Annotated in this window: 9 protein-coding genes and 2 pseudogenes; 1 reads left to right on the top strand and 10 read right to left on the bottom strand. The window is 64.7% G+C overall.

What is annotated here, in order from left to right:
- Positions 1 to 6 precede the first annotated feature (6 nt).
- The 8 genes and pseudogenes from ACVWW1_RS44445 to ACVWW1_RS44410 form a co-directional block, all read right to left on the bottom strand.
- Positions 7 to 1,695 (bottom strand): acyl-CoA dehydrogenase family protein, encoded by a 1,689-nt coding sequence (locus ACVWW1_RS44445; RefSeq protein ID WP_456660251.1) that lies wholly within the window; start codon positions 1,693 to 1,695, stop codon positions 7 to 9.
- Positions 1,692 to 2,336, bottom strand: a complete 645-nt coding sequence (locus ACVWW1_RS44440) for a TetR/AcrR family transcriptional regulator (protein WP_207836412.1) — start codon at positions 2,334 to 2,336, stop codon at positions 1,692 to 1,694. The genes ACVWW1_RS44445 and ACVWW1_RS44440 overlap by 4 nt, the downstream gene beginning before the upstream one ends.
- Before the next feature lie 284 nt (positions 2,337 to 2,620).
- Positions 2,621 to 3,490: a phosphorylase gene (locus tag ACVWW1_RS44435; protein WP_456660250.1), complete on the bottom strand. Its 870-nt coding sequence runs from the start codon at positions 3,488 to 3,490 to the stop codon at positions 2,621 to 2,623.
- Positions 3,487 to 5,448: a squalene--hopene cyclase gene (gene shc / locus ACVWW1_RS44430; RefSeq protein ID WP_456660249.1), complete on the bottom strand. Its 1,962-nt coding sequence runs from the start codon at positions 5,446 to 5,448 to the stop codon at positions 3,487 to 3,489. The genes ACVWW1_RS44435 and shc overlap by 4 nt, the downstream gene beginning before the upstream one ends.
- 66 nt (positions 5,449 to 5,514) lie before the next feature.
- A pseudogene (gene hpnE, locus ACVWW1_RS44425) lies at positions 5,515 to 6,766 on the bottom strand (hydroxysqualene dehydroxylase HpnE).
- Positions 6,766 to 7,602, bottom strand: coding sequence for a presqualene diphosphate synthase HpnD (hpnD, locus tag ACVWW1_RS44420; RefSeq protein ID WP_207836405.1), 837 nt, complete (start codon positions 7,600 to 7,602; stop codon positions 6,766 to 6,768). The pseudogene hpnE and the gene hpnD overlap by 1 nt, the downstream one beginning before the upstream one ends.
- Positions 7,599 to 8,477, bottom strand: a complete 879-nt coding sequence (gene hpnC, locus ACVWW1_RS44415) for a squalene synthase HpnC (RefSeq protein WP_176532590.1) — start codon at positions 8,475 to 8,477, stop codon at positions 7,599 to 7,601. Before hpnC ends, hpnD begins: the two co-directional genes overlap by 4 nt.
- Positions 8,478 to 8,673: 196 nt before the next feature.
- On the bottom strand, positions 8,674 to 8,913 hold the full coding sequence (locus ACVWW1_RS44410) for a hypothetical protein (protein ID WP_173641725.1): 240 nt from the start codon (positions 8,911 to 8,913) through the stop codon (positions 8,674 to 8,676).
- Positions 8,914 to 9,318: 405 nt separating this feature from the next.
- On the opposite strand from ACVWW1_RS44410, the gene ACVWW1_RS44405 reads away from it, so the two are divergent.
- Positions 9,319 to 9,822, top strand: a complete 504-nt coding sequence (locus ACVWW1_RS44405) for a hypothetical protein (protein ID WP_207836402.1) — start codon at positions 9,319 to 9,321, stop codon at positions 9,820 to 9,822.
- Positions 9,823 to 9,901: 79 nt separating this feature from the next.
- Here the strand turns inward: ACVWW1_RS44405 and ACVWW1_RS44400 are convergent.
- Together ACVWW1_RS44400 and eutC are read right to left on the bottom strand one after the other, a co-directional pair.
- Positions 9,902 to 12,287 (bottom strand): annotated as a pseudogene (locus tag ACVWW1_RS44400) (efflux RND transporter permease subunit).
- Between the two features lie 197 nt (positions 12,288 to 12,484).
- A complete protein-coding gene (eutC, locus tag ACVWW1_RS44395; protein WP_456660248.1) occupies positions 12,485 to 13,279 on the bottom strand; it encodes an ethanolamine ammonia-lyase subunit EutC in 795 nt (264 codons plus the stop codon).
- Positions 13,280 to 13,282 lie beyond the last annotated feature (3 nt).

The raw sequence follows: 13,282 nt of genomic DNA, 5'->3' as shown, positions 1-13,282 counted from the left end.
GAACCCTTAATGACGGATGACGGAGGCGCGTTCGACGACCTTGCCAAGGCCTTCCGACGACTGAAGCGCGCCGAACACATGCATCCCGTCCGCGCTAAGCCTGGATTGCACGAAGAGATCGGCCGCAGTGGCATCGCCGTGCCTTAACATCTCGGCCGCCTGCAACGCATGCGCCATGCGGGTGACCAGCGCCCGCGCATGCCCGTCGTCCGGATATCGTGCCAGCAAGCGATCCGCGAGGTCGTCCGTGCACCGGTCATAGACCGCATTGAGGCCCCTGCTCGCACGCAGTTCGTCGACGAACGCGTCCCGGCAATTTGCATCCCGTTGCATGGCCCGCAGCACGTCCATGCACATCATGTTGGAGGTGCCTTCCCAGATCGAGTTCAACGGCGCCTCGCGATAGAGCCGCGCCATCGCATTTTCCATGATGAAGCCGTTGCCGCCGTGCACCTGCAGACACTCATAGGTGAAAGCCGGCGCGCGCTGGCAATTCCAGAACTTCACCACGGGAGTGGCGACCCGCGCCAGCAGCCGCTCGTGCTCGCTTGTCTGCAGGCCATCGGTCGCACGCGCGACGCGAAATGCGCCCAGCATCGCCGCCTCGCTCTCGAGTGCGAGGTCGGCGAGCACATTGCGCTGCATCGGGAGCTCGGCCATCGGCTTGCCGAACGCGGTTCGCGTTTGCGCGTGGTTCAGTGCCAGGCTCAACGCCTGCCGCATCAGCCCGGCGGAACCGACCGCGAAATCCAGCCGCGTCAAATGAGCATGCGAAAGGATTTCCGCGATGCCGCGGCCTTCTTCACCGACCAGGATCGACCACGTATCGTGATACTCGATCTCGCTCGACGCGTTCGAGCGGTTGCCGCACTTGTCCTTCAGGCGCTGAATGTGGATGCGGTTGGCGCTGCCGTCCGGCAACAGGCGCGGCACGAACAGGCAACTGACGCCGGATTGGGTGCGGGCCAGCGTGTAGAATCCATCGGCGACCGGCACCGAGAAGAACCATTTGTGGCCGGTGATCGCATAGATCTCGCCATGCGCGCCGCGCTCGACGAAGCGCGCGGTGGTCTGGGTCTCACGCAGATCGGAGCCGCCCTGCTTCTCGGTCATCGCATAACCGATCACCGTCGCACGCTTGGCCTCGATCGGAAGCCGGCGTGGATCGTAATCCGCTGCCAGCGTTCGCTCCCGCCACAGACTGAATTGCGGCTTGCCGGAAAACCCGGCGATCGCGGCGTACGCCATCCCGGTCGGACACCCGACGCCGTTCTCGATCTGATTCCAGAGATAGCTCAGCGCCGCGCGCGCCATATGGCCATGTGGCTCGGACGTCGACCAGGCCAGGCTATGGACCTCGCTCTGGAACGCCAGCGCCATCAATTGATGCCATGCCGGATGAAACTCGACCCAATCATTGCGGTTGCCGTACCGGTCATGGGTCAAGAGCTTCGGCTCGTGCTCATTGGCAAGCCGCGCGGCCTCCTGCACAGCTTCGCTGCCGGCATGGGCTCCGAGCGCGGAAAGCCTGTCCTTCGCCAATGGCACCATCCTTGCGATCAGATCGCTCAACGCGCGGTCGTCATCGAACGCGTTGAAGCCTGTGGCTGGCCGCGCCTGATTGCGGACTTCATGGGACGCGAACGCACTGGATTTTGCTTCCGCGACGGCAACCGACTGGACACGCGCATTCATGCGGAAACTCTCGATACGGGGGTCAATTCAGGCGCGGGATGGCGAAACAGCATGCGCGCGGAAAGCCCCGCGATCATCTGAGCGATCGCCTTTGCCGCGTCGGAGTCCGGGGCTGCTTCGGGCGCCAGCGGACCGACCAGCGCCTCCATGAAGGCGCCGGCCACGCAGGATGCCGCGACATTCGCATCGATATCGACGAACTCGCCGTTGGCGATGCCGCGCCGGACCAGCCTTGCGATCTGGTCGGCCAGGGCCGCCCGGTATTTCAGGCGCGCCGCATCGATCTCGGGCTCACAGGGTTCGGCGATCAACGCATAGGCCAGACGGCGGCCGCGCATCGCCCGGACCGAGAAGGTGTAGATCGCGTCCACCAGACACTGGGACGCAGATCCCTCCGCCTCGACGATCGCGGCGACAACGGCCACCTCGCGCTCGGAAACCAGGGCGAGCACCTGCGCGTACAGGTCCGCCTTCGAGTCGAAGTAGCGATACACGCTGCCCGTGGCGACGCCGGCCCGTGAGGCGATCAGGGCGATCTGGGCGTCCTTCCACCCACTCAGCGCCACGGCGTCCCTGGCGGCATCCAGAATGCGGGCCTTGGTCTCGACGAGTTGGTTGAGGCGAATCGCCGCGATTGCCATAGTGAACCTTAATTCATGAATACAGGATCATAGTTCATACTGGGTCGAATGCCGGTATCTGTCAAGCATCCGCGGGGCGGTTCGAGGTCGCAGGACGGCGCACACCACGTGCGGACGATGCGGCTTGGGCTTGCAAGGACCAATGATCGTCGGAGACTTGCCGTGCCACGCGCAGGCAGGAACAGGCCTCGAGGGTCACCCGCTCGCAAGCCGGTAAATGCACGCCCGGCAAATCGCCCGCTGAACGCCCGGAACCCGGATCGGCGTGGCATCGAGCCAAACCATCAGGCACCAAAGCAAAAGGCCCGATCACGATGCGATCGGGCCTCTACTTTGAGCTTGGTCGTTTTGAGCTTGGGGCGGCGAGCCACGCCGTCCCGGCCCGGGACAGTTGGATCAGGCCGAGCCTTCACCACCAGTACGTCGTCCACCGGCATCAGCACGTCGCTGCCGAGCAGGAAGCCGCGGCAGCTGCGCAGCGAGCGCAGCGCGCGATTGAAATCGATTCCGGTCGACACCAGCGCCCGCACCGTCCGCGGATTGCGCACGATGCCGCGCAGCACCTTGCGCAGGTCGATGTCGCCGTTCGGCTTCACCGCGGATTTCGCCAGCTCGGGCAGCGCCCGGTGCGCCGGATCGCTGATCACGCGCAGCGCGGCGAACGGAACGCCCGCCTTGGCCGCATACGCTGCCGCGATATGGCTTTCCATGTCGACTGCGGCTGCGCCCGTCATCGAGCGCAGGGCGGCCTTGCAGGCCTTCGCCGCGATCACCTGTTCGACGCCGGCAAGCCCGCCGCGGACGATCCGGCGGCGCTTCAGCGCGGCGCTCGCGATCATCTCTTCGTTCAGGGCGGATGCGGCCAGGAAACGGGTATCGCCGGACATCACTTCGGTCGCGACGACGACATCGCCCGACTTTAGCGACGGGTCGAGCCCGCCGGCCACGCCGAACGAAATCACGCCACGGAAGCTCGTCGGATCCAGCGTCGCCAGCAATTCACGCAGCTGCTGCGGATCGCTCGAGCTGCAGATCACGATCATGCCGGGACCGGCTGCGATGCGGGCCTCCTGCACCAATCCAGTCACAATCAATACCGGCCGAGGATCAATTCTACTGCCCACGGTCTCGGCGGCCCCCGCCTCAACAATCACATCCCGACCCCTACCACCCTGCTATTGGTGCTTCTCAAATTTCGATACCGCGCCAGCGCCCAGAGCGGAAAGAACTTCGAGTAGCCATGATATCGCAAGTAAAATACCCGCGGAAACCCCGTAGCTGTGTATCGCTGCTCGTCCCACAGCCCTTTTTCCGTCTGTGTTGCCTTTAGGTACTCCACCCCCCGCGCAACGGCGGGATTTTCGACCTCTCCGGCCGCCATCAATCCAAGCAAGGCCCATGCCGTTTGCGAGGAGGTCGACGGCGCAACTTCATAACCCTTGTAATCCAGCCGGTAACTGACGGCGTCCTCGCCCCAGCCGCCGTCCTGATTCTGGACTGACGCCAGCCAATCGACCGCTTTCCGAATCATCGGGTCGTTGCGATCGACCCCTGCGACATTTAGCGCGGAGAGCACCGACCAGGTGCCGTAGACGTAATTCAGGCCCCAGCGGCCGTACCAGGAGCCCTCGGCCAGCTGGGTGCGGCGCAGATAGGCAATACCGTCGGCCATCGCCTTGCTGCTCTCGGCGGTCTCGCCGAGCTGGCCCAGCATCGAGATGCAGCGCGCGGTGACATCCTCGGTCGGCGGATCGAGCAAGGCGCCGTGATCGGAGAACGGGATGTTGTTGAGGTAATATTCGAGGTTGTTGACGTCGAACGCCGCCCAGCCGCCGTCGCGGCTCTGCAGCCCCTCGATCCATTCGCGGCCGCGCGCGATCGCCTCGTCATATTCCCTGGTTCCGCTGTGGCGCCGCACGCGATCCATCGCCATCACGACCACGGCGGTGTCGTCCAGATCGGGATAGTGATCATTGTTGTACTGGAACGCCCAGCCACCGGGACGGACGTCCGGCGCCTTGGCCGCCCAGTCGCCCTTCAGCTCCAGCACCTGGCGTGGCTTCAGCCAGTCGAGCCCCTGCTTGGCCTTGGCGAGCGTGTCGTCGCCGCCCGCTTCCTGCAACGCATGACAGGTCAGCGCGGTGTCCCACACCGGCGAGACGCAGGGTTGGCAATAGGCCTCGTGCTCGCCGACCACCAGCAGCTTGTCGATGCCGCGGCGGGTGATGGCGCGCGGCGGGAAACTCTCGTCCTTGCCGAGCGCCTCATACATCATGACGATGTTGGCCATCGGCGGATAGATCGCGCCCATGCCGTCTTCGCCGTTCAACCGCTCTTCGGTGAAGGCGAGCGCGGCGTCGATCGCGCGCTGGCGCAGGCGCTTCGGAAACATCGGCTCGATCACGCGCAGCACGGCGTCGAGCGACCGGAACAGACAGAACCAGCTCGCGCTCTGATGCGGCGCCTTCGGCGCCATGCGGACCGATTTCGGATCCTCCAGGAACAGTTCGTCGATGCCGACGCCCTTCGGATTCTTGGCACGCGGCTTCAACGCGGCGAGCACCATCAGCGGCACCATGGTGGTGCGCGCCCAATAGGAGATCTTGTTGATGTGGAACGGCGACCACATCGGCAGCAGCATGATCTCGATCGGCAGCACCGGCGTCGCGCGCCAGGTCACGACGCCATAGAGCGCAAGCAGGAAGCGCGTGAACACGTTGCTGCCCGAAGCCCCGCCGCGCGAACGGATCGCCTCGCGCGCCCGAACCATGTGCGGCGCGTCGACGGAATCGCCGATCATCTTCAGCGCGAAGTACGACTTCACGCTGGCGCTCATGTCGAACGGGCCGTCATGCACCAGCGGCCAGCCGCCATGCGCGCCCTGGACGCGGCGCAGATAGTTGCCGAGCTTGGCCTCGAGCGCGGCGTCGACGGGCTCAGCCAGGTAGTGACGCAGCAGGATGTACTCAGCCGGAATGGTGCTGTCGGCCTCGAGCTCGAATATCCAATGCCCGTCGGACTGGCGATAGCCGAGCAGCGCTTCGGTTGCCTTGGAGATGCTCTTCTCCAGCGCGACCGGATCGACTGCGACGCCGTGATCTCTCGAAAGCATTTCGCTCGATATCCTCTTCATTGCGGACCGGCTGATCGAAAGCCGCGGCCGCTTAACAGGTCGAATTTAACGCCTGGCCAGAACCAGATCTGCGGCGCGATCACCCGACCGCACCGACCCCTCGATGGTTGCCGGCAACCCGGTAGCAGTCCAGTCGCCGGCAAGGAACAGGTTTTTTTGCGCCGTCGTGGGCCCCGGACGCAGGGCGTTCTGCTCCGGCGTCGCCTCAAATGTGGCGCGGCGCTCGCGCACGATCTGCCACGGCGGCAAGTCGCCGGAAACGCCGGATGCCTTGCAGATGTCGCGCCAGATCGCCTGCGCGAGCTCCTCGCGCGGCATGTCGACCAGGCGGTCGCCGTTGCTGATCGTCACCGAAAGCCGCTGCGGGAACGCGAACAGCCACTCTACGAGACCGCCGACCACGCCGAGAATGGGCGCAGCGTCGCGCGGCGGATCGACGCGGAAATGCGCGTTCACGATGGCGCGGAATTTGGTCGGGGTTTTCAGGCCGGGCAGCAGCGTTGCGGCGGCGCGCGGCGGCACCGCGAGCACGACGGCATCGTCGGCCGCCAGCGTGATCTTGTCGCCACCGCCGAAGTCGAGCTCACCGATGCGATCACCCGACATGCCAAGCGTACGCAATTCGTGACTGAACTGGACACTGTGACCCCGCTCCTGCAGCAGCTTCACGGCCGGCTCGATCAGCACCGAACTCAGGCCATCCCGCGCGATCAGCGGACGGCAGGCCTGCCCGCCGGCGAGCAGCGTCTCGCGCACGATGGCGCCGGCAAGCCCGGCCGAGCCCTCCGGCGGATCGACGTTCAACGCGGCGAGCAGCAGCGGCTGCACCAGGCGGTCGTACAGCGTGCCCTTGCAGGGAATCGTGTTGCCGACCAGCGCCTCGGTGCCAGCCCAGGCCAGCGGCGCCAATGCGAGATAATCGCGTAGGCCGGTGTCGGGAACGCGGCGCGCCTCGTCGAACACCCACAGCGGCAGGCGGGAATCGCCGAGGTCGAGCTGCCAGCGCTGGCCGGAGCCCAGATCGACGAACGGAAACTGCGCGCGCGCAGGTCCCACCAAGCCGGCCTCGGTGCCGATCGAACGCGCGTAGCTCAGCGCATGGCGGTTGCCCGACAGCAGCAGATGGTTGCCGTTGTCGATGGTGAGATTGGTGGCGGCGTCGAAATAAGAGCGGCAGCGGCCACCGGCCTGCTGCGTCGCCTCGTGGACGGCAACCTTGTAGCCGCCATTGGCGAGCCGCACGGCCGCAGAGAGGCCGGAAATACCGGCACCCGATGATATGAACGGTCTTTTGCATCAGATGATCGCGTAACGAAGAAGAATGCCGATCTTGGCGGCCTTGGACACACGTACCGGCTCACGCGGAGCGGCGAAGCCGCGCGCGATCAGGAGATCGAGGATCGCGCGGTAGTATTTCGACATGATCCGCGGCGCGCGCACGGCGCGGCGCGAATTGCGCTTCATGATCTCGTCGGACTTCTGGAAGTGCATCTTGGCGCGCTCGGCAAGCGGCGCGCACACTTTCGGTAGCGCGCGATCGGCGGTGACGCGGGCCGGGTCGTTGTTGGTGATGCCGGCGTGCCAGAGCCATTCGCGCGGCAGATAGAGCCGGCCGAGACCGGCATCCTCGTCGATGTCGCGCAGGATGTTGGTGAGCTGCAGCGCGCGGCCGAGATGGTAGGCGAGTTGGATGCCGTCTTCCTCGGGCAGCCCGAACACGCGCACCGACAGCCGGCCGACCGCGCTCGCGACGCGATCGCAATACAGATCGAGCGTCGCAAGATCCGGCGCGCGGATGTCCTGCGGCACGTCCATCTCCATACCGTCGACGATCGCGACGAAATCCTCGCGCTTCAGGCCGAAGGCCTTCACCGACGCGACATAGTCTTTCAGCCGCTCCGGCGGGTGCCCCGCATACAGCGCGTCGATATCGTCGCGCCACTGCTGCAAGGCCGCCAGGCGCTCCGGCCGCGGACCATCGGAATCGGCGATGTCGTCGACCTGCCGGCAGAAGCTGTAGATCTGGAACATCGCCTCGCGCTGCGCGTGCGGCAGGATGCGCATCGCGGCATAGAACGAGCTGCCCGACGCGGTGCTTCCGTAATTTGCGTTGGCCGCCGCCTCAGCACTCATGCCCCTGCCGCCGTCTTGGAGACCGCACGCCGTCCGATCGCCCGCCGCGCGGTCTCGCCGGCGACGCCGCCAAGGCTCTGCAACAGCAATTCGACCGGGCTCAGATGCACGCGCTCGCTGAGCGGGTCGCGCACCTTCAGCAGGTTGACGATCTTGTCGGCGAACGCCTGGATCACCGAGATCTCGAGCCCGAGCCGGAAATCCTTCACTTCGGCGGCGAGCGACTTGCTCTGGTCGAGCAGCGCCGCGGTGCGCAGCGCGAGCGCCTGCAGGCATTTGAGCAGGGCCGGCTGCGATTTCGCCTCGCCGAGCATCTCGACGGTCGCACCCGTAGCGGCCAGCGCATCGCGCGGCAGATAGACGCGGTTCAGATTCCGGTAGTCCTTGCCGCAGTCCTGCAGATGGTTGTTGATCTGCAATGCGGCGCAGAGCGCATCCGACGCCGCCCAGGTCGAAATATCCTCGCCATGCACGTCGAGCATGAAGCGCCCGACCGGCATTGCCGAGTAACGGCAATAATCGATCACGTCGTCCCAGTTTTCGTAGCGCAGCTTGGTGACGTCGAGGCGGAACGCCACCAGCACGTCGAGCGCATGCCGCGGCGGCATGCCGCGCTCGGCGAAGGCGCGGCGCAGGCTGACCGCTTCCTTCTGGCTATCGCCATTGCCGAGCAGCTCGGCCTCCATGAGGTCGAGATAGCGCAGCTTCTCCTCGGCCGGCAGCGTGCCGTGATCGGCGATATCGTCGGCGGTGCGGACGAAATTATAGAAGGCCAGGATCAGGGCACGATGCCGCGGATGAATGATCCACGACGCGACCGGAAAATTCTCGTCGCGGTGGGTCTTTCCGGATCGCAGGTCGCTCGCGGTGGTCATGGGAAATTTGGGCTACACTGGTCATGGCACGACGCAGGCGCGGACGGTCAGGCGCATGCGGGGGATTTGCGAGCCCCATATAGGGGAATACGCCACCAAAACCAATGCTATCTGTGACCGCCAGCATACGTAGCCGCGGCCGGCATGGCTGCCAGCCGCGGTGTCGATAGCGGTCCCTTGAGACCTGAATTCGGTCTTATTGGCCGTGGGTCTTCAGCACCTGGTCGCAGGCGGCGCTGATCTTGCTGCGGTTCTGCTGCAGGCAGGCGAGAATGGTGAAATCGCCCTGATCGATGACGGAGCGGCAGTGACGCTGCACGTCGCGCGTGCAGGCCTTCTGCTCATCGGGCGTACCGCCGCGCCCTTGCTGCTGGGCGAAGGCGCTGGACGAGAGCGGGATCGACAACAGGGCAACAGCCAGGAGAAATTTACGCATCGTATTCCTTCATTTCCGACAGCAGAAAATCTGTTCCCGAAACGCGTTTCGGCATGGCCGGGACGGATTTTGGGGATTGCAGACGCCACGTAACGCGGCAACGGATTGACGACAAGCGCTGCTAAATGCGGCTAAATTTGCGGCGCTGTAAACCCCCGCCTAAGCTATTGATTCACAACAATGATTCATGCCATCACTTTGTCGCGTTTGGGTATTGCGGATCGCACTCGCGCAAAGCTAGATGCCATCAAGAGGGCAACGGTTTCTGATTCTGTTCGTTGACAACAGGGCTCGCGCGCGCAGCTTCTGTCGTTTGAACCTAACATTCTTGGGTGACACTAAACCTTCGACGCGGCGAGACGCTTTCTTGCGAAAGAGGCGTTGATTTTGATGGGAAAATTCACAATGAAACTGTTTGGTTCCAGCCTTTATGGTCAGGCCCTCAGAGCTGTGGGCGTCGGCGCCGCACTGATGCTGTCCGCCTCCGCAGTCCATGCCCAGGCCAATGGTCCATTTGCCGGTTTTGCCGGCTCGTGGACCGGAACGGGCACGGTGGCGTTGTCCAACGGCACGACCGAACGCATTCGTTGCAAGGCGGATTACAAGGTCGCGCCATCGGGCATGAACCTGAAGCAATCGCTGCATTGCGCGAGCGACAGCTACAAGTTCGACCTTTCCAGCGACGTCACCAGCCAGGGCGACCGGATCTCCGGCAACTGGAGCGAGGCAAGCCGCAACATCTTCGGCAATTTGCAGGGCACCGCGGGCGGCGGCCGGATCGACGTGTTTGTCGAGGCGTCCGGCTTTGCGGCAAACCTGAACCTGCAGACCAACGGCTCCAAGCAGGTGGTGCAGATCGACTCCAAGGGCGAGATCCGCGGCGTCACGATCACGATGACGAAGACCTGACATTCCCGACCGATTTCGCCGGCCAATAAAAAGGCCCGGTTCCGAACGCTTCGGAACCGGGCCTTTTGTTTTCGATCAATCAAGCCTTCTCGATCGGCGCCGGTTGCCCGCCCTTGCCGCGGAGCCTTTGCGACAGGTTGATCAGGAACATCGAGGTCGGCCGCAGGATGAAGAGGTCCGCGACCAAGGCCGCGACCATCGAGAACGCGCTGAGCCAGCCGAACAGCCGCAGCGACGGCAGGTCGGAGAACACGGTGACGACGAGGCCGCAGGCCAGCACCACCGTAGTCAGGATCAGCGCCGGGCCGACCAGCACCGTGGCGCGCTCCACCGCAAGCTCCGGCGTGACACCGGGCTTGGTCTCCAGCCGCAGGCGATTGAGGAAGTGGATGGTGGCGCTGAGGCCGAGGCCGAACGACACGGTCAACGCCACGACGCTGGCGAATTGCAGCCCCTCCCCGAGCAGCCACAGCACCGTGCCTGACAGCACCACCGGGAAGATACCGGGCAGGATGCAGGAGAACATCACCACGACCGAGCGGAACGCGAGCCCGATGAAGATCGCGACCAGCGCGAACTCCACGGTGAGGCCGCGGTTGAGCTTCTCGATCATGTTGGCGCTGTTGCGCGCGGCAATCACCGACAGGCCGGTCACCGCGATCTCGTAGCCGGGATGCTCCGCGCGTACCTTATCCAGCGAATGATCGAGCTTGTTCACCACCGGAAGCAGCTGGCTCGAATCGAGATCCGGGACGCGGCCCGACACCACGACGGAATCCTGATCCTTCGAGATGAAGCGGCGCACGAGATGCTCGGGAATCACGCTGACATATTCCTTCAGCGTCGCGACATCGTTGCTGCCGGCCTTCTCGGCGAGCCAGCGCCGCAGGGTTTCCAGCGACCAGACGTTGCCGACGCCGGCGCTGTCCTCGACCATCGCGTGAACGTCGGCGATCGTCTTCAGCGTCTCCGGCGAGTAGAGCGATTGGCCCTTGGGGAATTCGATCAGCACATCGACTGGATTGGCGCCGGTCAGCTTGGCGTCGAGCCGGCTCGACGCCTCCACCGCCTGCCGCTTGTCCGGCACCTGGTCGGCGAGCCGGTAGCGCGGCTCGAGATTGGCGTAGATGATGCCGAGGCCGCCGACGACGATCAGCGCGAGCAGGCTGAACAGCCCGGGACGGCCGACCATCCGCACCGCGATCCAGTAGCAGAAATTGCGCAGCGCCTGCACCCCGGCGTCCGCGCTCTGGAACTTGACCGCAAAGACCTTCTCGTTGCGCACCAGCAGGATGCCGAACACCGGCACCAGCGACAGCACCGCGACCAGCGCGATGATGGTCGCCGCAAGCCCGGCCTCGCCGAATTTGCGGATCAGATCGGAATCCGAGAACTGTAGCGCGATGAACGAAATGCCCGCCGTGCCGTGCGTCAGCACGCAGGCCGGGCCGACCACCAGCACCGCGTTCTTGAATGCGGTGAACTTGTCCTGGCCCGCGATCAGCCGGTCGCGCGCCGCGAATGTCAGCTGCATCGAGTCGGAGAAGCTGATCACCATGATGAGCGGCGTCATCACGTTGAGGAACATGTTGAGATTGAAATTGGCCCAGCCGAGGCCGCCGAGCGCGAGCAGGATCGCGATCATCGGCGGGAACGCCGCCGCCACCATGAAGGATATCTTGCGGAAGAAGATGATGGCGATGACGCAGCCGGCGAGGATGCCGAGAATGTTGTAGGTGAGGCCGTCGCGCTCGACCGCATTGCGGATCTCGAGCTGCATGACCGGCACGCCGGACAGCTGGGCGTTGAGCCCGCTGCCGCTGAGATCGTCGGCCATGATCTTCCTGATGTCGCCGACCACCTTGCTGAGCTTGTTGCTGCCGACCACCTCCGGCTCGAGCGACAGCACGACCAGCGCGAGCGTGCCGTCCTCCGACAGCAGCTTGCCGCGGATGATTTCGTTGCTTTTGACGGTCTCGACGAACTTGTCGTAGGCCGCGCCCTCGGGGAGTTCATTGGGGAACAGCGCCGCCGGCAGCTTGCCGGGCTCCGGCGCCTGGCGCGCGGAGAACAGCGACACCAGACCGCGCACACCCTCGACGAGCTGCAGGTCTGTGACCATGTCACGGAGCTTGCCGAGATTGTCGCGCTCCAGCAGCGTCTTGCCTTCGACCACGACGAGGACGTCGAACTCGGTCGCCGGGAAGCGCTTGGTCACCGCCTCATATTGCTTGTAGTCCTTGGATTCGGAACGGAACAGCTGCGACAGCGAGTCGTCGATCTTGATCCGATGCACGCCGAACACCGCGCCGATCAACAACAGGACGAGCACGATGCAGGACAGGATCGGCGCCCGCATCGGGATCAGGCCGAGACGCTCGATCCCGAACGCGATGCTGGGGCCCGACCGCGGCTCTTTCGACCTTCTCGACGTGGACCTGACTTTCGGAGTTCTTTTCGAGCATGCCCTGTCCAGTTCTGAAAACGGCTCAATCTGTCTAGCTTGGGTCTAGGGGCGCGAATGAGGCGGGTGAGCGCGGCTTATCGGCGCTAGTCCTTGAAAACACGCGAATATTGACCGGCGCGTGTTTTACCTGTCCGTCCCTTTGCTCGCAAGCGCGAGGGTAGAATCAAATGCGCGGGGAACCGTTGATCCCCACCATTAAGTATCTGATTTGTCACACCCCGGTAGCGCATTCTGTGACGATCCACCGCCGCTTTCATCTTTCAACGCGACCCCCGTCACCCGGCGTGCCAGTCCCTCGCGCACAAGCCACGAGATCCTGAATGCGGCTTCCGGATAACTCAGCCCGGCGCGGTGGATGTTGGAGATGCAGTTGCGGTCGGCATCGGTGAGGCCGATCCGCGGCGCGAAGGTGAGATAGGCGCCAAGGCTGTCGGGCGCGGACAGGCCGGGCCGTTCGCCGATCAACATCACCAGCATGCGCGCGCCGATGATGGCCCCGATCTCGTCACCGAGCGCGACGCGCGCGCCTGACGCGACGATCACCGCACCAGTTTCGAACCCGTCGGCCGCAAGCCGCGGCAAGAGGTGCCGGATCAATTCGACGGCGTGCACATTGACCGCGGTCGGCGACAGGCCGTCCCCGATCACGAGGGCGCAGGAGAATGCGGTGATGCCGCACCCTTCCAGCGACCGTCGCGATGCTGAGTCCAGCATGCGTCCGAGATCGGGCCGGCGCAGATAGTCGCGCCGGCCGGGCGCCTGGCTCGACACCTCGTGCGACGTGATGCCAAGGCCGGCAAGACCGGCCGCAATGCCGCTGACATCGAAGGCCGCGTGAACGGCGTCGCGGGCCCGGGCGTGGTCGAGCGTGAACGAGAGCAGCGCATCAGTCGGCAGGCTGGCTCCGGACCGGCCGAGACCGACACGCGCCGGCGTGAGGTCGCGAAAATCGGGAAGCGACGGGGGCGATGGCGCCGACGGTGTGGTCATGGT

The organism is Bradyrhizobium sp. JR3.5 (assembly GCF_054057015.1).
This window is presented reverse-complemented; position numbering and strand designations above follow the sequence as displayed.

Bases quoted from the DNA above. Each gene is read 5' to 3' on its own strand.
- hpnD (WP_207836405.1), bottom strand. From the start codon at position 7,602: ATGAGTGCTGAGGCGGCGGCCAACGCAAATTACGGAAGCACCGCGTCG.
- shc (WP_456660249.1), bottom strand. From the start codon at position 5,448: ATGCTTTCGAGAGATCACGGCGTCGCAGTCGATCCGGTCGCGCTGGAG.
- ACVWW1_RS44410 (WP_173641725.1), bottom strand. From the start codon at position 8,913: ATGCGTAAATTTCTCCTGGCTGTTGCCCTGTTGTCGATCCCGCTCTCG.
- ACVWW1_RS44405 (WP_207836402.1), top strand. From the start codon at position 9,319: ATGAAACTGTTTGGTTCCAGCCTTTATGGTCAGGCCCTCAGAGCTGTG.
- hpnC (WP_176532590.1), bottom strand. From the start codon at position 8,477: ATGACCACCGCGAGCGACCTGCGATCCGGAAAGACCCACCGCGACGAG.
- ACVWW1_RS44440 (WP_207836412.1), bottom strand. From the start codon at position 2,336: ATGGCAATCGCGGCGATTCGCCTCAACCAACTCGTCGAGACCAAGGCC.
- ACVWW1_RS44445 (WP_456660251.1), bottom strand. From the start codon at position 1,695: ATGAATGCGCGTGTCCAGTCGGTTGCCGTCGCGGAAGCAAAATCCAGT.
- eutC (WP_456660248.1), bottom strand. From the start codon at position 13,279: ATGACCACACCGTCGGCGCCATCGCCCCCGTCGCTTCCCGATTTTCGC.